This window comes from Rahnella variigena (assembly GCF_003610915.1).
Lineage (GTDB): Bacteria > Pseudomonadota > Gammaproteobacteria > Enterobacterales > Enterobacteriaceae > Rahnella > Rahnella variigena.
Genome location: NZ_NSDJ01000001.1, coordinates 1,444,856 through 1,465,316 on the forward strand (window position 1 = coordinate 1,444,856; position 20,461 = coordinate 1,465,316).

18 protein-coding genes are annotated in these 20,461 nt (G+C 52.6%); 12 read left to right on the top strand and 6 right to left on the bottom strand.

What is annotated here, in order from left to right; genetic code table 11:
* Window position 1 precedes the first annotated feature (1 nt).
* Both fkpB and ispH read left to right on the top strand, forming a co-directional pair.
* A complete protein-coding gene (fkpB, locus tag CKQ54_RS06670; RefSeq protein WP_112286994.1) occupies window positions 2–472 on the top strand; it encodes an FKBP-type peptidyl-prolyl cis-trans isomerase in 471 nt (156 codons plus the stop codon).
* Entirely contained in the window at window positions 453–1,406 is a 954-nt protein-coding gene (gene ispH, locus CKQ54_RS06675; protein WP_120161954.1) for a 4-hydroxy-3-methylbut-2-enyl diphosphate reductase, read from the top strand. Before fkpB ends, ispH begins: the two co-directional genes overlap by 20 nt.
* Before the next feature lie 68 nt (window positions 1,407–1,474).
* Here the strand turns inward: ispH and CKQ54_RS06680 are convergent, their stop codons facing one another.
* Both CKQ54_RS06680 and CKQ54_RS06685 read right to left on the bottom strand, forming a co-directional pair.
* Window positions 1,475–2,350: an SMP-30/gluconolactonase/LRE family protein gene (locus tag CKQ54_RS06680; protein ID WP_120161953.1), complete on the bottom strand. Its 876-nt coding sequence runs from the start codon at window positions 2,348–2,350 to the stop codon at window positions 1,475–1,477.
* Between the two features lie 160 nt (window positions 2,351–2,510).
* Window positions 2,511–3,656: a porin gene (locus CKQ54_RS06685; protein ID WP_120161952.1), complete on the bottom strand. Its 1,146-nt coding sequence runs from the start codon at window positions 3,654–3,656 to the stop codon at window positions 2,511–2,513.
* 254 nt (window positions 3,657–3,910) lie between these two features.
* On the opposite strand from CKQ54_RS06685, the gene CKQ54_RS06690 reads away from it, so the two are divergent.
* From CKQ54_RS06690 to kefC, 7 genes are all read left to right on the top strand, one after another.
* On the top strand, window positions 3,911–4,177 hold the full coding sequence (locus tag CKQ54_RS06690; RefSeq protein ID WP_147412485.1) for a hypothetical protein: 267 nt from the start codon (window positions 3,911–3,913) through the stop codon (window positions 4,175–4,177).
* A 165-nt stretch (window positions 4,178–4,342) separates the two neighbouring features.
* The gene (gene dapB / locus CKQ54_RS06695; RefSeq protein ID WP_120161950.1) at window positions 4,343–5,164 is read left to right on the top strand and encodes a 4-hydroxy-tetrahydrodipicolinate reductase; all 822 of its coding nucleotides are present in this window, start codon (window positions 4,343–4,345) and stop codon (window positions 5,162–5,164) included.
* A gap of 477 nt (window positions 5,165–5,641) precedes the next feature.
* Window positions 5,642–6,814 (top strand): glutamine-hydrolyzing carbamoyl-phosphate synthase small subunit, encoded by a 1,173-nt coding sequence (gene carA / locus CKQ54_RS06700; RefSeq protein WP_113876320.1) that lies wholly within the window; start codon window positions 5,642–5,644, stop codon window positions 6,812–6,814.
* 17 nt (window positions 6,815–6,831) lie between these two features.
* Window positions 6,832–10,056: a carbamoyl-phosphate synthase large subunit gene (carB, locus tag CKQ54_RS06705; RefSeq protein WP_120161949.1), complete on the top strand. Its 3,225-nt coding sequence runs from the start codon at window positions 6,832–6,834 to the stop codon at window positions 10,054–10,056.
* Between the two features lie 338 nt (window positions 10,057–10,394).
* A complete protein-coding gene (locus CKQ54_RS06710; RefSeq protein ID WP_120161948.1) occupies window positions 10,395–12,986 on the top strand; it encodes a glycosyl hydrolase family 18 protein in 2,592 nt (863 codons plus the stop codon).
* A gap of 117 nt (window positions 12,987–13,103) precedes the next feature.
* Complete coding sequence (gene kefF, locus CKQ54_RS06715) at window positions 13,104–13,658, top strand: glutathione-regulated potassium-efflux system oxidoreductase KefF (protein WP_037033576.1); 555 nt, start codon at window positions 13,104–13,106, stop codon at window positions 13,656–13,658.
* Window positions 13,651–15,504 (top strand): glutathione-regulated potassium-efflux system protein KefC, encoded by a 1,854-nt coding sequence (kefC, locus tag CKQ54_RS06720; RefSeq protein WP_120161947.1) that lies wholly within the window; start codon window positions 13,651–13,653, stop codon window positions 15,502–15,504. The genes kefF and kefC overlap by 8 nt, the downstream gene beginning before the upstream one ends.
* A 65-nt stretch (window positions 15,505–15,569) precedes the next feature.
* On the opposite strand, the gene CKQ54_RS06725 is transcribed toward kefC, so the two are convergent.
* Complete coding sequence (locus tag CKQ54_RS06725; RefSeq protein WP_120161946.1) at window positions 15,570–16,184, bottom strand: LysE family translocator; 615 nt, start codon at window positions 16,182–16,184, stop codon at window positions 15,570–15,572.
* A 105-nt stretch (window positions 16,185–16,289) separates the two neighbouring features.
* On the opposite strand from CKQ54_RS06725, the gene CKQ54_RS06730 reads away from it, so the two are divergent.
* From CKQ54_RS06730 to folA, 3 genes are all read left to right on the top strand, one after another.
* Window positions 16,290–17,099 (top strand): threonine/serine exporter family protein, encoded by an 810-nt coding sequence (locus CKQ54_RS06730; protein WP_120161945.1) that lies wholly within the window; start codon window positions 16,290–16,292, stop codon window positions 17,097–17,099.
* Entirely contained in the window at window positions 17,096–17,560 is a 465-nt protein-coding gene (locus CKQ54_RS06735; RefSeq protein ID WP_167459622.1) for a threonine/serine exporter, read from the top strand. The genes CKQ54_RS06730 and CKQ54_RS06735 overlap by 4 nt, the downstream gene beginning before the upstream one ends.
* A gap of 268 nt (window positions 17,561–17,828) precedes the next feature.
* Window positions 17,829–18,314, top strand: a complete 486-nt coding sequence (folA, locus tag CKQ54_RS06740; protein WP_013577047.1) for a type 3 dihydrofolate reductase — start codon at window positions 17,829–17,831, stop codon at window positions 18,312–18,314.
* A gap of 72 nt (window positions 18,315–18,386) precedes the next feature.
* On the opposite strand, the gene apaH is transcribed toward folA, so the two are convergent.
* From apaH to rsmA, 3 genes are read right to left on the bottom strand one after another with little or no spacing between them, the layout of a single operon-like run.
* On the bottom strand, window positions 18,387–19,241 hold the full coding sequence (gene apaH, locus CKQ54_RS06745; RefSeq protein ID WP_112286980.1) for a bis(5'-nucleosyl)-tetraphosphatase (symmetrical) ApaH: 855 nt from the start codon (window positions 19,239–19,241) through the stop codon (window positions 18,387–18,389).
* A gap of 5 nt (window positions 19,242–19,246) precedes the next feature.
* Window positions 19,247–19,624 carry a Co2+/Mg2+ efflux protein ApaG gene (apaG, locus tag CKQ54_RS06750; protein ID WP_112286979.1) on the bottom strand — a complete coding sequence of 126 codons (378 nt, stop codon included), beginning with the start codon at window positions 19,622–19,624 and terminating at the stop codon, window positions 19,247–19,249.
* Window positions 19,625–19,628: 4 nt separating this feature from the next.
* Complete coding sequence (gene rsmA / locus CKQ54_RS06755; RefSeq protein ID WP_120161943.1) at window positions 19,629–20,456, bottom strand: 16S rRNA (adenine(1518)-N(6)/adenine(1519)-N(6))-dimethyltransferase RsmA; 828 nt, start codon at window positions 20,454–20,456, stop codon at window positions 19,629–19,631.
* Between the last annotated feature and the right edge of the window lie 5 nt (window positions 20,457–20,461).

Consider the following 20,461-nt stretch of genomic DNA (forward strand, 5'->3'; position numbering starts at 1 on the left):
TATGTCTCAACAGGTGAAACACGACAGCGCCGTGCTGGTGCATTTTACGTTGAAGCTGGAAGACGGCTCGACGGCAGAATCGACCCGCGCTAATGGGAAACCTGCGCTGTTTCGCCTTGGCGACAGCAGCTTGTCTGACGCGCTGGAAAATCAGCTGTTAGGGCTGAACGTGGGGGATAAACGTGCATTCACGTTAGCCCCTGAATCGGCATTCGGGACTAAAAGCCCGGATCTGGTTCAGTTCTTCTCCCGTCGTGATTTTCAGGAAACAGGGGTGCCGGATGTCGGCACCATCATGTTGTTCAGCGGCCGTGATGGCAGTGAAATGCCGGGCGTTGTCCGTGAAGTGACCGAAGATTCCATCACTGTAGATTTCAACCATCCGCTGGCAGGGCAACATATCGATTTCGATATTGAAGTGCTGGAAATTGACCCGGAGCTTGAGGGGAAACATGCAGATATTGCTGGCTAACCCGAGAGGGTTTTGCGCGGGCGTTGACCGCGCAATCAGTATTGTTGAACGTGCGCTGGAAATTTACGGCGCGCCTATTTATGTGCGTCACGAAGTGGTACACAACCGCTATGTGGTCGACAGCCTGCGTCAGCGCGGGGCGGTTTTTATTGAGCAAATCAGCGAAGTGCCGGATGGCTCAATTCTGATCTTCTCCGCCCACGGTGTTTCTCAGGCTGTGCGCGCAGAAGCGAAAGCCCGTGACCTGACGATGTTGTTTGATGCGACCTGTCCGCTGGTGACCAAAGTCCATATGGAAGTGGCGCGCGCCAGTCGTAAAGGCACTGAAGCCATTTTGATTGGTCATGCCGGTCACCCGGAAGTGGAAGGCACGATGGGCCAGTACAGCAACCCGAACGGGGGCATGTATCTGGTTGAAGCACCGGAAGATGTGTATAAATTGCAGGTGAAAGATGAAAACAACCTGTGCTTTATGACGCAAACCACGCTGTCGGTTGACGATACTTCAGCGATCATTGATGCGTTGCGCGATCGTTTCCCGAACATTGTCGGGCCGCGCAAAGATGATATCTGTTACGCCACCACTAACCGTCAGGAAGCCGTGCGTACGCTGGCGGATGGCGCAGATGTTGTGCTGGTGGTGGGGTCGAAAAATTCGTCGAACTCCAACCGTCTGGCGGAACTCGCCCAGCGTGTCGGTGTGCCTTCTTATCTCATCGACTCGGCAGCTGATATTCAGGAAGGCTGGCTGAAAGATGCGAAAAGCATTGGCGTAACGGCAGGCGCATCTGCACCGGATATTCTGGTGCAGGACGTGATCAGCAAGCTGAAAACCTTTGGTGGCCTCGATGTGATTAACATCGAAGGACGCGAAGAAAATATCGTGTTCGAAGTGCCGAAAGAGCTGCGCGTAGATGTAAAACAGATCGACTGACATCAGGCTTTAAAATGAAAAACCGGCTCACTGTGGCCGGTTTTTTTATCGCTGAAATCCGAAGGGAATTAAGGCTTTTCGAGTTTAAACAAATTCTGTGGCGCACCCACCGCGGTGGTTTCTACATGCAGTAACGCACCTTCCAGTGCATGTGGCGCATCGAGGTTTTTACGGGCTGAGGTGATAAACAGCTCAGTCATATCCGGACCACCAAACGTGCAGCAGCTCGGTTGTGTCACCGGCACCGGTTGCGTATCCAGCTTCAGTAATTCACCCTGATTAATCTGCTGACGCAGCAGGCATTTCGATCCCCAGCATGCGGTGATCAGCCAGCCATTTTGTGTCAGTGCTGAACCATCCGGGATTTTATCGCCTGAAGAGAAGCAGGATATTTTCAGTGGATTGATCCGGCGGGCGTTGGCGGAAAAGAAGCGTTTTTTCTTGCTGTCAGCGAACCAGACTTTACCTTCATGCCAGACCAGCGTGTTGGTACAACCGACGCCATCGAGCATCATTTCAGGTTTTTTTGCCCCTGCTTCATAGCGGAACCATTCGCCGTTGTCCTTCTCTTCCTTAATATCGAGCGTACCAAACCACAGCGAACCGTCGGGGGCGACAGCGGCTTCGTTCGGCCGCGTGCCTTCGGCACCGGGATAATCACAAAGCTTCTGACGGGATTTTTGCTCGTAATCGTAGAGGTAGATCCCGTCGACGGAAACCAGCAAAAATTGATTTCTCTTTTCGGTCAGCAACACGGCGCTGGTGACGGCGGGAAGCTCATGGATTTCAGTTTGCCCGGTATCGGGCCAGTAGCGCAGAACGCGCTGAGCCAGAATATCGACCCAAAGCAAAGATTGTGTGCGCTGGCACCAGACGGGAGTTTCACCCAATTCGGCTCGATAGTCGCCAATGGCAGTTATGTCGGACCGGAATAATGCTGACATCGCAAAGCTCTCCTGCAGGTTACAAAGTGGATATAGCGACAATTGTCTCTATGAGTCTAGTCTGGCTTTGCTTCTGCGGGATAGGTGAAATGATGTAAAAAGAAAGGGCCAGCCCGTCAATAAGACGTAAAGCCGGCCCTCAGAGTTCAATCGTTAAGGCTTAGAAGTCGTAACGAAGACGGATCAGGTTCATATCACCGAGGTTATCGGTAGAGGACGTGAACACGTGCTCGTAATCAACACGGAAGCCGTAATCAAGCTGGAAGGACACGCCCAGCCCGTTATCAATACGCTGGTAATTACGGCCAGTCACATAGGTCAGACGGTCACCCATGAAGTATGGCTGAATGGTTTTAACTGCCAGCTGATTGATTGGGAAAGCATAACCCAGGAAGTATTCCAGCCCGTAAGCGTCGCCCGCGAAGAAGTTGTCTTCAGTTTTCACGCCAGTGGTCAGGAAGTCATGGTAGTAACCGCCGCCGAAGGACGCCGTCCAGTTGCCCGGTTTCCAGCTCAGTGCGGTACCGACAATGCTCTGGTTGTAGTCTTTAGAGGTGTTATCGCCAGGGTTTCTCATTTCTGCGTCGGTGTAGTTGTACGCCGTACCCCAGGTCAGATCTTTGGTGATGTGGTAATCCACACCGACGGAACCGCCGCCGTTACGTTTGTAACGCAGGCCATTTTTGCCGGTCAGCAACTCGTTGTCTTCGAACAGGTAAGAGGCATACACATCGGCGTCGCCGAAAGTGTTTTTGTATTTCAGCATCTTACGGGAACGGTAAGAACCGTCGTAATCGCCGTTCACACCATTACCCGGTGCCTGGGCGAGCATGTCGTAATCCCAGATATCCGTTTTCGCACCGACCACATCGTAGTAAACGCTGTTTTGCTGACCGAAAGTCAGCTGCCCGTAGGTTTTGCTTTTCAGACCGGTATAAAGCATACGGCGGCTGGTGTTATGCGCGCCATCTGCGTGGTGATTGTCCCAGCCCGTCAGGGCCGGGATATTGACACCCAGTTCGTAGTAGTTAATCCAGCTGATATCATCAAACAGATAATAATCAGTGGAGAAACGGAAACGTGTACCGCCATCAAAACCGTTAGTTTTGTAGTTTTTCACGCCATTCTGGAACTGGAACTGCGGACGAATACTCCCGCCAACCTGGAATTGCAGGCGGCTCAGCGGATCGTTCGGCTGCGGGTCTTGTTTAATCAGGGTGATTTCTGCGTGTGAAGCGAAAGAGGCTAAGCCGAAGAGCAGGCCAGCAGTAGTCGCCTGGGCGACTTTGTTTAGTTTGAATTTCATCTTGAGTCCCTGTGCCAACATGCTGATTAGAAAAATCAGCAACAATATTGGCCCTGTATTTTTATTTTTCCCCTCACTGATGACTGTCTGGTGAGGGTGAAGACGCGCCTTATGATGCCAGGCTACTCATTTTGACTGCGTTTAAATCAAATTTCAGCAGTTAAAATTAGGTTGCTATTTATTACCACAATCATTGGTTTTATCAATATTATTTGTGTAGATATAATAAAAATTTAATGTTTCAGATCTAAGAAATGCTGCGTTTGATGCATTATTTGTCATTACGGCAGCAGGAACAAAAGTACGCAGATATCGCCGACATGTTCGCTTTATTCCTGAATAACATATTGTCAGACGGTGCTTTGAAGGACGGTGGTAAAATCGCAAAAGTGAGTGATAAGGTGACTGAGGTGTTGGAATGGCAGAGTTTATGCAGGTTATTGCATGATTATGCGAATGGCGTTTTCAGGGACTTTTTGGTGAGTTTCGCCCATCAAGTTCCAGTTCCGTCAGCGGGTTAACACAAAACCCTACGTTTAGTAACCTGAAACCAGATGGCTTTTACTGATATTAACCGGCCTGTATCATAATTTTCTAATTATGAGGCAATTTCGCTGGCTCCCCCATGGCGGGGCCGATAACCTGATTCTGTTTCACGGCAGAACCCCTATAAGAAGAGAGTAATTATGAGTAACGCTGATATTCGCATGGCCATTGTTGGCGCAGGTGGCCGCATGGGCCGGCAGCTGATTCAGGCCGTATCCGATGCCGATGGTGTGGTGTTGGGCGCAGCGCTGGAACGTTCGGGCTCTTCCTTAGTGGGTGCCGATGCGGGTGAACTGGCCGGTGTCGGTACTATGGGCATTAAAGTGCATGACAATCTGGATGCTGTGACGAATGACTTCGATATTTTGATCGACTTCACCCGTCCGGAAGGCACGCTGGCGCATCTGGAATTTTGCCAGAAGCACCATAAAGGCATGATTATCGGGACCACGGGCTTTGATGATGCCGGTAAGGCCGCAATTAAGCAGGCTTCGGAGATCATTCCTGTCGTTTTTGCCGCCAACTTCAGCGTTGGCGTGAATGTTGTCCTCAAGCTGCTGGAAAAGGCGGCCAAAGTCATGGGCGATTACACGGATATTGAAATCGTGGAAGCGCACCACCGTCATAAAGTTGATGCACCATCAGGTACAGCACTGGCGATGGGTGAAGCGATTGCCGGTGCATTAGGCCGTGATCTCAAAGAGTGCGCGGTGTATGCCCGTGAAGGTTATACCGGTGAACGTGATCCAAAGAGTATTGGTTTTGCCACGATTCGTGCAGGCGATATCGTCGGTGAACACACCGCGATGTTTGCAGATATCGGTGAGCGCGTTGAGATAACGCACAAGGCTTCCAGCCGCATGACATTCGCAAATGGCGCTGTTCGTGCGGGTAAGTGGCTTTACTCACATAAAACCGGTCTTTATGACATGCGCGACGTGCTTGGTTTAGACGATTTGTAAAAGATGATTTAGATGTGATGTGGTTGTTTTGGTCATAATGTTTTGATAAAAGGGCAGTTCCTTGATTGCCCTTCTCTTTTTATTAAAAAATAAGTGTTTCGCTTATTTTTATCTGTGTGTTCTCATTTTTATAGTGTTTTCACTGGTTTTATCTGATGTATTGCATGTTTTTTGAACGCGACCACTCTCCGGTTCTGTAACAATTCCCCTTTTCTCGTCATTTTCCACACATCCTCTCCCGCAAACGGTTACTATGACGACTTAGTCACTATTTTTATGCCAGTCAGAGAGCCTTTTCTCTGAGTTGTACGAAAAGAAGAGAAATATTGGTGCTTTTGGTAGACAAACCGTACTGCCATCATTAGAATGCGCGCAATTTGCCAAAAATTGCCTTTGGGAGCGATTTTTGCATTGATTTAGATCGGGTTATCTGAATTAATATGCAGATATTGTGATTTATTATTCTTGGAGGATGCTTTGATAAAGTCAGCGCTATTGGTTCTGGAAGACGGAACCCAATTCCACGGTCGGGCCATCGGGGCAGAAGGGTCGGCAGTGGGGGAAGTGGTCTTCAATACGTCGATGACCGGTTATCAAGAAATCCTCACTGATCCTTCCTATTCCCGCCAGATTGTCACTCTCACTTATCCCCATATCGGTAATGTCGGCACTAACGCCGCTGATGCAGAATCCTCCGCAGTACACGCTCAAGGCCTGGTCATTCGCGATTTACCTCTGATTGCCAGCAATTACCGCAGTGAAGAAAACCTCTCTGATTATCTCAAGCGCAACAACATCGTTGCCATCGCCGATATTGATACCCGCAAACTGACCCGCCTGTTACGTGAAAAAGGCGCACAGAACGGCTGCATCATTGCGGGCGATTCACCGGATGCTGAACTGGCGCTGCAAAAAGCCAAAGCATTCCCGGGGCTGAAAGGGATGGATCTGGCGAAAGAAGTGACGACGACAGAATCCTACAGCTGGCAGCAAGGCAGCTGGACGCTGGAAGGCGAACTGCCGGAAGCGAAGAAATCTGAAGAACTGCCATTCCACGTGGTGGCTTACGACTACGGCGCGAAGCGTAATATCCTGCGCATGCTGGTGGATCGCGGTTGCCGCCTGACAGTGGTTCCTGCGCAAACGCCTGCAGAAGAAGTGCTGAAGATGAATCCGGACGGTATTTTCCTGTCCAACGGCCCGGGTGACCCGGAGCCATGTGATTACGCGATCGCGGCGATCAAATCCTTCCTGGAAACTGACATTCCGGTATTCGGCATCTGTCTCGGCCACCAGTTACTGGCACTGGCCAGCGGCGCGAAGACCGTAAAAATGAAGCTCGGCCACCACGGCGGTAACCACCCGGTAAAAGATATCGATAAAGATATCGTGATGATCACCGCGCAGAACCACGGTTTTGCGGTTGATGAAACCGGTCTGCCTGCCAACCTGCGCGTGACCCACAAATCACTGTTCGACCACACGGTGCAGGGAATTCATCGCACTGATAAAGCGGCGTTCAGCTTCCAGGGGCACCCTGAAGCCAGTCCGGGCCCGCACGATGCGGCACCGCTGTTCGACCACTTCATCGAACTGATCGAAGCTTTTCGCGCTACCAATAAAAACGACGCCACTCTTACAGGCAAATAAATCAGGAGCAAGAAAAAATGCCAAAACGTACAGACATAAAAAGCATCCTGATCCTGGGCGCCGGCCCGATTGTTATCGGCCAGGCTTGTGAATTTGACTACTCGGGTGCGCAGGCGTGTAAGGCGCTGCGTGAAGAGGGTTACCGCGTCATTCTGGTGAACTCCAACCCTGCGACCATCATGACTGACCCGGAAATGGCCGATGCGACTTACATCGAGCCAATTCACTGGGAAGTGGTGCGCAAGATTATCGAGAAAGAACGTCCGGATGCCGTGCTGCCAACCATGGGCGGCCAGACCGCACTGAACTGTGCGCTGGAACTGGAACGTCAGGGCGTGCTGGAAGAATTCGGCGTGACCATGATTGGTGCGACCGCCGATGCGATTGATAAAGCGGAAGACCGTCGCCGTTTCGACGTGGCGATGAAAAAAATCGGCCTCGACACCGCACGTTCCGGTATCGCACACACCATGGAAGAAGCGCTGGCGGTTGCCGCTGATGTTGGCTTCCCGTGCATCATTCGTCCTTCCTTCACCATGGGCGGCACCGGTGGCGGTATCGCGTACAACCGTGAAGAGTTTGAAGAGATTTGCGAACGCGGTCTGGATCTTTCCCCAACCAAAGAGCTGCTGATTGATGAGTCGCTGATTGGCTGGAAAGAGTACGAGATGGAAGTGGTGCGTGATAAAAACGACAACTGCATCATCGTCTGCTCCATCGAGAACTTCGATGCGATGGGCATCCATACCGGTGACTCCATCACCGTGGCCCCCGCGCAAACCCTGACCGACAAAGAATACCAAATCATGCGTAACGCCTCGATGGCGGTACTGCGTGAAATCGGCGTAGAAACCGGTGGCTCTAACGTCCAGTTCTCGGTAAACCCGAAAAATGGCCGTCTGATCGTTATCGAAATGAACCCGCGCGTATCACGTTCTTCCGCGCTGGCGTCTAAAGCGACCGGTTTCCCGATTGCCAAAGTGGCCGCGAAACTGGCGGTGGGTTACACCCTCGATGAACTGATGAACGACATCACCGGCGGCAAAACCCCGGCCTCGTTCGAACCTTCCATTGACTACGTTGTGACTAAAATTCCTCGCTTCAACTTCGAGAAATTTGCCGGTGCCAACGACCGTCTGACCACGCAGATGAAATCTGTCGGCGAAGTGATGGCGATTGGCCGCACTCAGCAGGAATCTCTGCAAAAAGCCCTTCGCGGTCTGGAAGTGGGCGCGAGTGGTTTTGACCCGAAAGTGAGTCTGGATGACCCGGAAGCGCTGACTAAAATTCGTCGCGAGCTGAAAGAAGCCGGTGCCGAGCGTATCTGGTACATCGCTGATGCTTTCCGCGCTGGCATGTCCGTTGACGGTATCTTCAACCTGACCAACGTGGATCGCTGGTTCCTGGTGCAGATTGAAGAACTGGTGAAACTGGAAAATGAAGTGGCCGAAGGTGGCTTCAACATCCTGACCCACGATTACCTGCGCATGCTCAAGCGTAAAGGTTTTGCGGATCTGCGTCTGGCGAAACTGGTCGGCGTTTCAGAAAGCGAAGTGCGCAAACTGCGTCACAAATACAACCTGCATCCGGTCTACAAACGTGTGGATACCTGTGCGGCGGAATTCTCTACCGATACCGCCTACATGTATTCGACGTATGAAGAAGAATGCGAATCTAACCCGACCAACGACAAGCCGAAAATCATGGTGCTGGGCGGTGGTCCAAACCGTATCGGTCAGGGTATCGAGTTCGACTATTGCTGCGTTCACGCCTCACTGGCGCTGCGCGAAGACGGTTACGAAACCATCATGGTTAACTGTAACCCGGAAACGGTGTCTACTGACTACGACACTTCCGATCGTCTGTATTTCGAATCCGTCACACTGGAAGACGTGCTGGAAATCGTGCGTATCGAACAGCCGAAAGGGGTGATTGTTCAGTATGGCGGCCAGACTCCGCTGAAACTTGCGCGTGAACTGGAAGCCGCTGGCGTGCCAATTATTGGTACCAGCCCGGACGCGATTGACCGTGCCGAAGACCGCGAACGTTTCCAGCAGGCGGTTCACCGTCTGGGTCTGAAACAACCGGCGAACGCCACCGTTGCGACTATCGAACAGGCAGTCGAAAAAGCGGCGGGTATCGGTTATCCGCTGGTGGTGCGTCCTTCGTATGTGCTGGGCGGCCGCGCGATGGAAATCGTCTACGACGAAATCGACCTGCGCCGTTACTTCCAGAATGCGGTCAGCGTCTCGAACGATGCTCCGGTTCTGCTGGATCGCTTCCTTGACGACGCCGTAGAAGTTGACGTTGATGCTATCTGCGACGGCGAGCGCGTACTGATTGGCGGCATCATGGAGCACATCGAACAGGCGGGTGTTCACTCCGGTGACTCCGCATGTTCATTGCCTTGTTACACGCTGAGCCAGGAAATTCAGGATGTGATGCGTCAGCAGGTCGAGAAACTGGCTTTCGAGCTGAGCGTTCGCGGTCTGATGAACGTCCAGTTCGCCGTGAAGAACAACGAAGTCTATCTGATTGAAGTTAACCCGCGTGCAGCCCGTACCGTACCGTTCGTCTCCAAAGCGACCGGTGTACCGCTGGCGAAAGTGGCGGCTCGCGTGATGGCGGGTCAGACACTGGCACAGCAGGGCATTACTGAAGAAGTGATCCCGCCTTACTACTCCGTCAAAGAAGTGGTGCTGCCGTTCAACAAATTCCCTGGCGTTGACCCGATTCTGGGGCCGGAAATGCGTTCTACCGGTGAAGTCATGGGCGTCGGCCGTACCTTCGCAGAAGCCTTTGCTAAAGCGCAGCTGGGCAGTAATTCCGGTATGAAGAAAGCCGGTCGCGCACTGTTGTCAGTCCGCGAGGGTGACAAAGGTCGCGTGGTGGATTTAGCCGCGAAACTGCTGAAACGCGGTTTCGAGCTGGATGCAACCCACGGTACGGCGGTAGTGCTGGGCGAGGCCGGGATTAATCCACGTCTGGTCAACAAGGTGCATGAAGGCCGTCCGCATATTCAGGACCGTATCAAGAACGGCGAATATGTCTATATCGTGAACACCACGGCTGGCCGTCAGGCGATTGAAGACTCTAAGCTTATCCGTCGCAGCGCACTGCAATACAAAGTGCATTACGACACCACGCTGAACGGTGGTTTTGCTACCGCGATGGCGCTGTCATCTGACCCGACTGAGCAGGTAATTTCGGTGCAGGAAATGCACGCCAAAATCAGCAAATAAGTCTCCGCTGTTTTCATCCGGTCGTTAAGACGCCCGCTCCCGAAAGGGGCGGGCGTCTTTTTATATCAGTTAGGCTAAAATGTTAAACATAATCATTAATTATGTTTAACATTAAAATCATATTTTTTATGTATTGGTATCTTCATATGAATGAAAGTTTTGATGTAACTTATTATTTTAGATCGATATTTCAGGTTAATGTGATGAGTGTCATGCTGTTTTAATGTTTAATTATTGTTATGTGTTTATGTCTGATTTTATACTCGAAGCCTTGGTTAGTTCACATCGAGAATTAACCCTTCTTGCAGCGCTTCCAGTCAAAAAATGAGGAATTTCACATGTACAAAACTCCTGTCAGCCTTCTGGCTTTGCTTATCGGCACGGTACTTGCGCCGGTTTCACAGGCGGCTCTACCCGGAAAGCCAACCCTTGGCGCGGATGAAACCACCTTTGCCATTGTTGATATCAATCAGTCTGCCTCGGCCTATAACCAGCTGGTGACGGTAAAAAATGCGGCGGATGTGACGGTCACCTGGAATTTATGGACCGGCGACGCGGGCCAGACAGCCAAAGTTTTACTCAATGGTGCGCAGGTCTGGAGCGGTCCCTCAGGCGCGACAGGCAGCGCCACGTTTGCTGTCAATAAAGGCGGGCGTTATCAGTTACAGGTCGCCTTATGTAACAGCGAAGGTTGTACCACCAGCGATGCCAAACAAATTGTGGTGGCAGATACCGACGGCAGTCATCTGCTACCGTTAACCAGCACGCTGAAGGAAAACAACCAGCCTTATAACAACAAGTCTGGCAAGGTCGTTGGCGCATATTTTGTTGAGTGGGGCGTGTATGGTCGCGGATTCTCCGGGGATAAAATCCCTGCGCAGAACCTGACACATATCCTGTACGGCTTCACGCCGATTTGCGGCGGGGACGGGATTAACGACAGTTTAAAAAGCATTGAGGGCAGTTTTCAGGCCTTGCAACGCGCCTGTGCGGGGCGTCAGGATTTTAAAGTTGCGATACACGATCCCTGGGCTGCGGTGCAGATGCCTCAGCAAGGCGTCAGTGAATATTCAGCACCTTATAAAGGTAACTTTGGTCAGCTGATGGCGCTGAAGAAAGCCTATCCAAACCTGAAAATTGTCCCTTCCATCGGTGGCTGGACGTTGTCAGACCCGTTCTATTTCATGAAGGATAAGGCGAAGCGGGACGTCTTCGTGGCCTCGGTAAAAGAATTTCTGCAAACCTGGAAGTTCTTTGACGGCGTGGATATTGACTGGGAATTTCCGGGTGGTGGCGGTGAAAACCCGGCGCTGGGCAGCACGGCGGATGGCGATACCTATGTGCAGCTGATGAAAGATCTGCGGGCGATGCTTAATGAATTGTCCGCCCAGACAGGAAAAACCTACGAACTGAGTTCGGCGATCAGTGCAGGCAGGGACAAAATTGATAACGTGGATTACAGCGCCGCGCAGCAGTATATGGATCACATATTCCTGATGAGCTACGACTTCTATGGGGCTTTCTCACTGACGACGCTGGGGCATCAAACCGCCTTATACGGTTCCGCCTCGAAACCCGATACCGATTACACCACCGATCATGGCGTGCAGGCATTGCTTTCACAGGGCGTGACGCCGGGCAAAATCGTGGTGGGTGCCGCTATGTACGGGCGCGGCTGGACAGGGGTGAAGAATTTCCAGAATAACGATCCTTTCACTGGCACCGCGACGGGCCCGACCGCAGGGACCTGGGAAAATGGCATTCTCGATTACCGTCAGGTGGCGAAGCTTAAAGCCAGCAGTGACTGGCAGTACAACTATGATCCGGCGGCTGAAGCCCCGTATTTGTGGAAGCCTTCCACCGGTGATTTGATCACTTACGATGACAACCGTTCAGTGATTGCCAAAGGTAAATACGTTCTGGCTAATCAGCTTGGCGGCCTGTTCGCATGGGAAATCGACGCAGATAACGGCGATATTTTGAATGCCATGCATGAAGGCTTAGGGGATGGCAGCGGCGGCGGCACTACAAATCTTGCGCCGCTGGCCAGTGCGGGAACGAATCAGAACGTGACCGGTCCGGTGACCGTGGTACTTGATGGTTCTGCCTCCCGTGACCCGGAAAATAGTGCGCTGACGTATCTGTGGACCAAAATTTCCGGCCCGGCAGTGACGCTGACCAATGCAGACAAAGCCAAAGCGCAGTTTAACGTCCTGACTACCACACAAGATCAGGTGTGGGTATTCCAGCTCAAAGTCACCGACCCGCAAGGACTGAGCGCTACTGCGCAGGTTCAGGTGACAAACTCGGCGGTTCAGGCGAACCAGCCGCCGGTGGTGACGCTGCCAGCGACCATGACCGTGACGGCAGGTAATACCTTCGCGCTGGTGGCACAGGCGACGGATGCTAACAGCGATCCGCTCACGTATCAGTGGACGTTGCCCGCCGGTCTGAGCGCCAGCTCGCTGACGACAAGCTCCATCAACGTTACCGCTCCGGCGGTCACCACCAGCACGGTTTATCAGGTCAGTGTGGTAGTCAGCGACGGAAAATCATCCGGCATGGCCAGCTTACAGCTGACAGTAAACCCGGCGACCTCGGGCGGATGTGGCGTGACAACGGATCCTGCAGCGGCACAAGTGGCAGCCTGGGACAGCAGCAAAATCTACAATACCGGTGATGCCGTAAGCTACAACCAGCTGATATGGAAGGCGAAATACTGGACGCAAAACAATCCGCCATTGCGCAGCAGCGATCAGTGGCAACTCGTCAGCAATATCACTTTGCCTTACGACAATGCGGCCACCTATGTTCAGGGTGAAATGGCCACTTACGGCGGCCATAACTGGAAAGCGAAAGTGTGGACACAGGGAGTGACGCCGGTTGCAGGTGACAACTGGCTGGATCTCGGGGCAGTAAGTTGCCCGTAAACCTTTCATCTAAATCAACAGGGCCTGAGGGCCCTGTTTTTCATCGTGTTTACGGCAGTTAATAAATGTTAAAAATACTTTATGATGAATGCATATTTTGTCGATATGAGTTCACTGATGATTTTAATAATTTACGCCCATCCTTATCCGCGTCATTCAAGAGCCAATCAGGGGCTGCTGTCTGCCGTCAGTGATTTGCCCAATGTTGAAGTGCGCTCGCTTTACGACCTCTATCCCGATTTCAATATCGATATCGCCGCTGAACAGAAAGCGGTTGAACGCGCGGATTTGGTGGTTTTTCAGCATCCCATCCAATGGTACAGCCTGCCGCCGCTGATGAAACTGTGGATCGACAAAGTGCTTGAGCACGGCTGGGCCTACGGTCACGAAGGCAATGCGCTGAACGGAAAACATTGCCTGTGGGCGGTGACGACCGGTGGCAACGAGCACCATTTCGAACTGGGTGATCACCCTGATTTCGACGTGCTGGCGCAGCCGTTACAGGCGACAGCCATTTATTGCGGTATGCACTGGCTGCCGTATTTTGCCGTCCACAACACCTTTATTTGTGATGAAGTGGCGCTGAAGGCGGCGGGCGAGGAATATCGCCGGCGTTTAACGGCTTGTCTGAGTCTGAAAGAAGGCTGTCCGCCGGAGGTGAGTCTTGGATAACCATAACCTGATGATCGAAGGCCTGATTTATCTCGGCTCGGCGGCGCTGTTTGTGCCGATTGCTGTGCGGCTGGGGCTGGGTTCCGTGCTCGGTTATCTGATCGCCGGCTGCATTATCGGTCCGTGGGGGCTGAAGCTGGTGTCAGATGCGGAGTCGATTCTGACCTTTGCGGAAATCGGCGTGGTGCTGATGCTGTTTGTCATCGGTCTGGAGCTGGATCCCAAACGGTTATGGACCATGCGTGCCTCAGTATTCGGCGGCGGCAGTATTCAGATGGTCGGCTGCGGCGTGGTGCTCAGCGCGTTCTGTTACTTCCTCGGGCTGGACTGGAAAATCGCGTTGCTGATTGGCCTGACGCTGGCGCTGTCCTCAACGGCCATAGCCATGCAGGCGATGAGTGAGCGCAGCCTGACCGCGTCACCCATTGGCCGCAGCGCGTTTGCGGTATTGCTGTTTCAGGATATCGCGGCGATCCCGCTGGTGGCGATGATCCCGTTACTGGCAAGTACCGGCGAAGCCACTACGCTGATGAGTTTTGGTTTGTCAGCGGCAAAAGTGGCCGGTGCGCTGGTGCTGGTTATTCTGCTCGGACGCTATGTCACGCGGCCATTACTGCACTTCGTGGCACGCTCCGGCATGCGTGAAGTCTTCAGTGCCGTTGCGCTGTTTCTTGTATTCGGTTTCGGCATTTTGCTGGAAATGGCCGGTATGTCGATGGCGATGGGCGCATTTCTGGCAGGCGTATTGCTGGCGAGTTCTGAATACCGTCACGCGCTGGAAAGCGATATTCAGCCGTTTAAAGGCCTGCTGCTCGGCCTGTTCTTTATCGGCGTCGGGATGTCTATCGACTTCGGCACGCTGGTCCATCAGCCGTTGCTGATCGCCACATTGCTGGTCGGATTTATGGCGCTGAAAGCCGCTTTGCTGTGGCTGATTGCGCCGTGGCTGGGTGTGCCGAAAAAGCAGCGCGGCCTGTTTGCCATCTTAATCGGGCAGGGCAGTGAATTCGCGTTCGTGATTTTCAGTACGGCGCAGATGGCCGGTGTGTTGCCGGTGGAATGGTCAAAGGCGCTGACGCTGGCCGTTGCACTTTCTATGGCGGTGACGCCATTACTGCTGGTGTTGTCGGCGCGTCTTGAACGCAATGCGCCAAAAGATGACCGTCCGCAAGACACCATCGATGAAGAAAATGCCCAGGTTATTATCGCCGGATTCGGTCGTTTTGGTCAGATTGCCGGTCGTCTGTTACTGGCCAACAACGTTCATACCGTGGTTCTTGACCACGATCCTGACCATATTGAAACGCTGCGCAAATTTGGTACCAAAGTATTTTACGGCGATGCCACGCGCGTGGATTTGCTGGAATCGGCAGGCGCGGCGCAGGCTAAAGTCCTGATTAACGCCATTGATGATGTGGACGCCAACCTTCAGCTGACCGCGCTGGCGAAAGAGCATTTCCCGAACCTGAAAGTGATTGCCCGTGCGCGTGACGTTGATCACTGGTATCAGTTGCGCCAGTTAGGTGTAGAAGCGCCGGAGCGTGAACTGTTTGAAGGTTCACTGCGCGTCGGTCGTGATGTGCTGGAAGCGCTGGGGCTGGATGCTTATGAAGCCCGTGAGAAAGCCGATTTGTTCCGCCGCTATAACCTGAAAATGCTGGAAGCGACTATCGAGAATTACGAAGATACCGAATTCCGCATCGCCAGTATGCAGCGTGCGAAAGATATGCTGACGGCAGCGATTGAGCAGGATCAGGAGCGTCTGGCTTCCGGTCAGCAACAGGGCTGGCGCGGCAGTATTGACGGAAAAGCCCCGGAGAATGAGGTGATTGAAGCGAAGGGGTAAAAAGATTCTAAATACAAAACCGGTGCCTGATGCACCGGTTTTTTTCTTTCCTGATTCAGTACAAATCAGCTCAGTGCGACTTTGATACCTAAACCAATCAGCACGCCACCCAGCAGCTTATCGATAATTTTTTGTGCTTTTGCCAGACCGCGACGTACCGGCGGGCTCTGGATCAGCAAGGCCAGTGACGGCCACCAGATAGCAGACAAACTCACGATTATCGAGGCGTACCACAGCTTTTCACCGACGGTGGAGTTGATCTGCAAAACCTGAGTAAACATCGCCAGGAAGAAAAGCGTCGCCTTAGGATTCAGCAGATTACACAGGTAACCCTGCACGAACGCCGTGCGTAATTTCACCTGCTGCGGCTCGAGCCCGTCGAGGTTCATTTTGCTGTTGCTGCGGGAGAACAACGCCTGAATACCCACCCAGATCAGATACACGGCACCGACGTATTTCAGCAAATTGAATAACCACGGCGTAGTGGTGATCACCACTGCCAGACCCGCCACGCAATAAGACATGTGCGTAATCACGCCGCAAATCACACCCAGCGACGTCATGAGTGCAGCAATGCGCGGATAGCGGGCCGCATTTTTGATCACCAGAAAGAAATCAGGGCCGGGAGAAAGCATGCCGAGGAAGGCAATACTGGCAACAAAAAGGGTGGTTTCAAGCATGAAAATAACCGTCGTCAATGTTCGGAGCAAAATAAGGCGGCATGATACGCCAATCCTCAGTAAGTTAAATCACTCTTATTGCTTTTTTTGCGGACGGTGAATGGTATGCAGGATCCGGTCATAGAATACCCGGTGCGTGAAAGCCCCGAGGCGCATCATCAGCGTGAAATTACCCGGTTATGCATCGAATGTGCCCTGATACTGTTGCAGCATGGCGCGGAAAGTATGCTGGTCGAACAGCTGTCGGCAAGACTTGGTGTCGCGCTGGGCATGGACCGGGTGGAAAGCTCAATCTCCGCCAATGCCATTGTGCTCAGCACGCTCAGCGGCGGTTACTGCCTGACCTCAACGCGTAAAAATGTCGATCGCGGGATCAACATGCAGGTGGTGACCGAAGTCCAGCACACGGTGATTCTGGCTGAGCATAAACTGCTCGACAGCGCGCTGGTGGCAAAACGCCTGCAAAAAATCAAACCGCTGCGCTATCCGCGCTGGCTGATGGTGCTGATGGTGGCGCTCTCCTGCGGGTGTTTCAGCAAACTTAACGGCGGCGGATGGGATGCTTTCATCGTCACCTTTTTAGCCAGCGGCGTCGCTATGGCCGTTCGCCAAAGTCTGACTGCGCAGCACATGAATCCGCTGATCAACTTTTGCTGTACTGCATTTGTGGCGACCTCCATTTCAGGGCTGTTGTTGCGGCTGGGCATTTTTGATCAGTCGTCAAACGTCGCCATGGCCGCCAGTGTATTATTGCTGGTGCCGGGTTTTCCGCTGATTAACGCTGTGGCGGATATGTTCAAGGGGCATGTGAATACCGGGCTGGCACGCTGGACGATGGCAAGTCTGCTGACGCTGGCAACCTGCATCGGTGTGGTCATGGCCATGGCGCTGTGGGATTTGCGGGGGTGGTCATGAGTCTTTTATGGGCGCTGATCGAGGACATGATTTTTGCCGCGGTGCCTGCGCTGGGCTTTGCGATGGTGTTTAATGTTCCACGCCGGGCATTACCCTATTGCGCACTGCTTGGCGGGCTCGGCCATGGCACCCGGATGTTACTTATTCATGGCGGGATCAACATTGAGTGGGCGTCCCTGCTGGCGGCTATACTGATTGGCATTATGGGCATTCGCTGGTCACGCTGGTTGCTGGCGCATCCTAAAGTTTTCACCGTTGCCGCCGTTATACCGATGTTCCCCGGTATATCAGCCTACACGGCGATGATTTCCGTGGTGGAGATTTCTCACCTTGGCTACAGCGAGGCATTGCTGTCGACGGCGCTTACCAATTTTCTAAAAGCCAGTTTTATCGTCGGAGCTTTATCTATCGGATTATCATTACCGGGATTGTGGCTGTACCGTAAACGCCCCGGTGTGTAAGGGTTGTTGTACAACATGGATATACAGGACGAAATGAAGATAAACGGTTCAGCATTTTCGACTGAATTACGGCGAAAGCTTCCGGCTTTTGACCACTCTTCAGGGGCTGAACTGGCACTTTTGACGGGGAATATCCCGGCAGTGTTAAAGCTCTCTTATATCTTTGTAAAGCGCAGGTCTTCCTATCGACGGCTGATAGGGCTTTCCGTATAGTGTCAGCTCTTTTTTCGGGTCACGCTCCAATTCCTTCTCTACACAGGGCTTCACAATGATTATTAGCCTGATCGCCGCACTGGCGACCGATCGCGTTATTGGCATGGAAAACGCTATGCCTTGGCATTTACCCGGTGATCTGGCCTGGTTCAAGCGTAATACGCTGAACAAACCTGTCATCATGGGACGCAAGACGTTTGAGTCAATCGGACGCCCATTGCCTGGCCGGCTGAATATCGTCATCAGCTCTAAACCGGGCGAACATGAAGGCGTGACCTGGGTAACGTCCGTTGACGCTGCACTGGCGGCGGCCGGTGATGTGGAAGAAGTGATGGTGATGGGCGGAGGCCGCGTTTACGAGCAGTTGCTGCCAAAAGCTAACCGTTTATACCTGACTCACATCGACGCAGAAGTGGAAGGCGACACGCATTTCCCTGATTACGAGCCGGATGACTGGGAAAGCACCTTCAGCGAATTCCATGATGCGGATGAGCAGAACTCCCACGGTTATTGCTTTGAAATTCTCGATCGCCGCGCCTGATCCCTGATCAACCTGAAATAAAAAAGGCACCCTTTGAAGGTGCCTTTTTGCTGTCTGAATGTCTGCGGTTTATTAAATCGCTTTTGGGATCTCAGACTGCTCTTTTTCGCTGTGGCGGTTGGACGGCTGCGTGAAGTAGGTTTTATCTTCCCAGCGTAGCATCGTCAGATCTCCGCCCCAGCAACAACCGGTATCGAGTGCGTAAATACCTTCCGGCGCGCCTTTTCCTTCCAGGGACGCCCAGTGACCAAACGCAATGCTGTAACCTGCTTCCCGGACAGGACCCGGAATATCAAACCAGGGTTTGAGCGGTTTTGGCGCGCTTTCCGGCACATCTTTGCAAATCATGTCCAGCTGACCGTTTGGGAAACAGTAGCGCATACGGGTAAACGCGTTGGTGCTGAAACGCAGGCGTGCCAGGCCCGAAAGCTCCGGGTGCCAATTGTTTGGCATATCGCCATACATCGCATCCAGAAATAGCGGATAGGTGTCGCTGCTCAGCACGGATTCCACTTCACGGGCGCACATCTGCGCCGTTTCGAGATCCCACTGCGGCGTGATCCCGGCGTGTGCCATGACCAGCTTCAGCTCATCGTCTACCTGCAATACCGGCTGACGTCGCAGCCAGTTGATCAGCTCATCAGCATCTTCGGCTTCAAGCAGAGGCGTGATGCGATCTTTCGGTTTGTTAAAGCTGATGCCGGCGTAAACCGCCAGCAGATGCAGATCATGGTTCCCGAGCACCATGCGAACCGAATCGCCCAAACCGCTGACAAAACGCAGCACGTCAAGAGAGGACGGACCGCGGGCAACCAGATCACCGGTCAGCCACAGGACATCATTTTGCGGATCAAAATCCACCTGCGCCAATAGCGCCTTGAGTTCATCGATGCAGCCGTGAACATCACCAATAAGATATGTCGACATGAGGATTAATTTATCAGCGTAGGGATGGCGAGGCGGAAGACCGGAACAGGCACACGGAAGGCTTCACCGTCTTGTGCGACCATTTCATAATGGCCTTCCATCGTGCCCAGCGGCGTTTCTAAAATCGCGCCGCTGGTATAGTGAAATTCATTGCCAGGCAGGATCAGCGGTTGTTCACCGATGACCCCTTCGCCCTGAACTTCTGTCTGGCGGCCATTACTGTTGGTAATCAGCCAGTAACGGCGAAGCAGTTGGACATTAAAACGCCCCAGATTGCGGATGGTGATGGTGTAAGCGAAGACAAAACGTTCTTCTTCCGGTATCGACTGTGACTCAACGTAGATACTTTGCACCTGAACACAAACGCGGGGCGAATTAAGCATAACGCTACTCCTGAGGTTCCGGGGTTTTAGGTCGTGTGGACAACCAGTTAGCCAGTTTACAGAATTGCTCTACAGAAATATTTTCAGCACGCATGCTGAGATCTAAGCCCAGTTCGGTCATTTGCTCTGGTGTGAACAGATGGCCGAGGCTGTTGCGTACGGTTTTACGACGCTGGTTGAACGCATCGGTAGTCAGACGGCTCAGAATGCGAATATCCGGGACCGGATACGGGATCACTTCATGCGGCACTAAACGTACCACAGCGGATTCCACTTTCGGCGCCGGTGTGAAGGATTCTGGTGGAACTTCCAGCACCGGGATCACGTTGCAATAATATTGCGCCATCACCGTTAAACGACCATACGCTTTGCTGTTCGGACCTGCAACCAGACGGTTTACCACTTCCTTCTGCAACATAAAATGCATGTCTTTGATGGCGTTGGTATAGGTGAACAAATGAAACATCAGTGGCGTAGAAATGTTGTACGGCAGGTTACCAAAGACGCGCAGTGGCTGACCGAGTTCTTCAGACAGCTCGCCGAAATTGATTTTCATTGCGTCAGACTGAATGACCCGCAATTTTCCCTGAAACTTAGGGTTATTTTCCAGACGCGTTGCCAGATCACGGTCGAGTTCGATCACCGTCATGCTGTCCAGACGTGAAGCGACAGGCTCAGTTAATGCTGCCAGACCCGGACCGATTTCAACGACAGCTTCACCCGGCATAGGGTGAATGGCCGACACGATGCTATCGATAACAAACTGATCGGTTAAGAAGTTTTGCCCAAAACGTTTACGGGCAAAGTGACCTTGGTGGACTCTACTATTCATTGTTG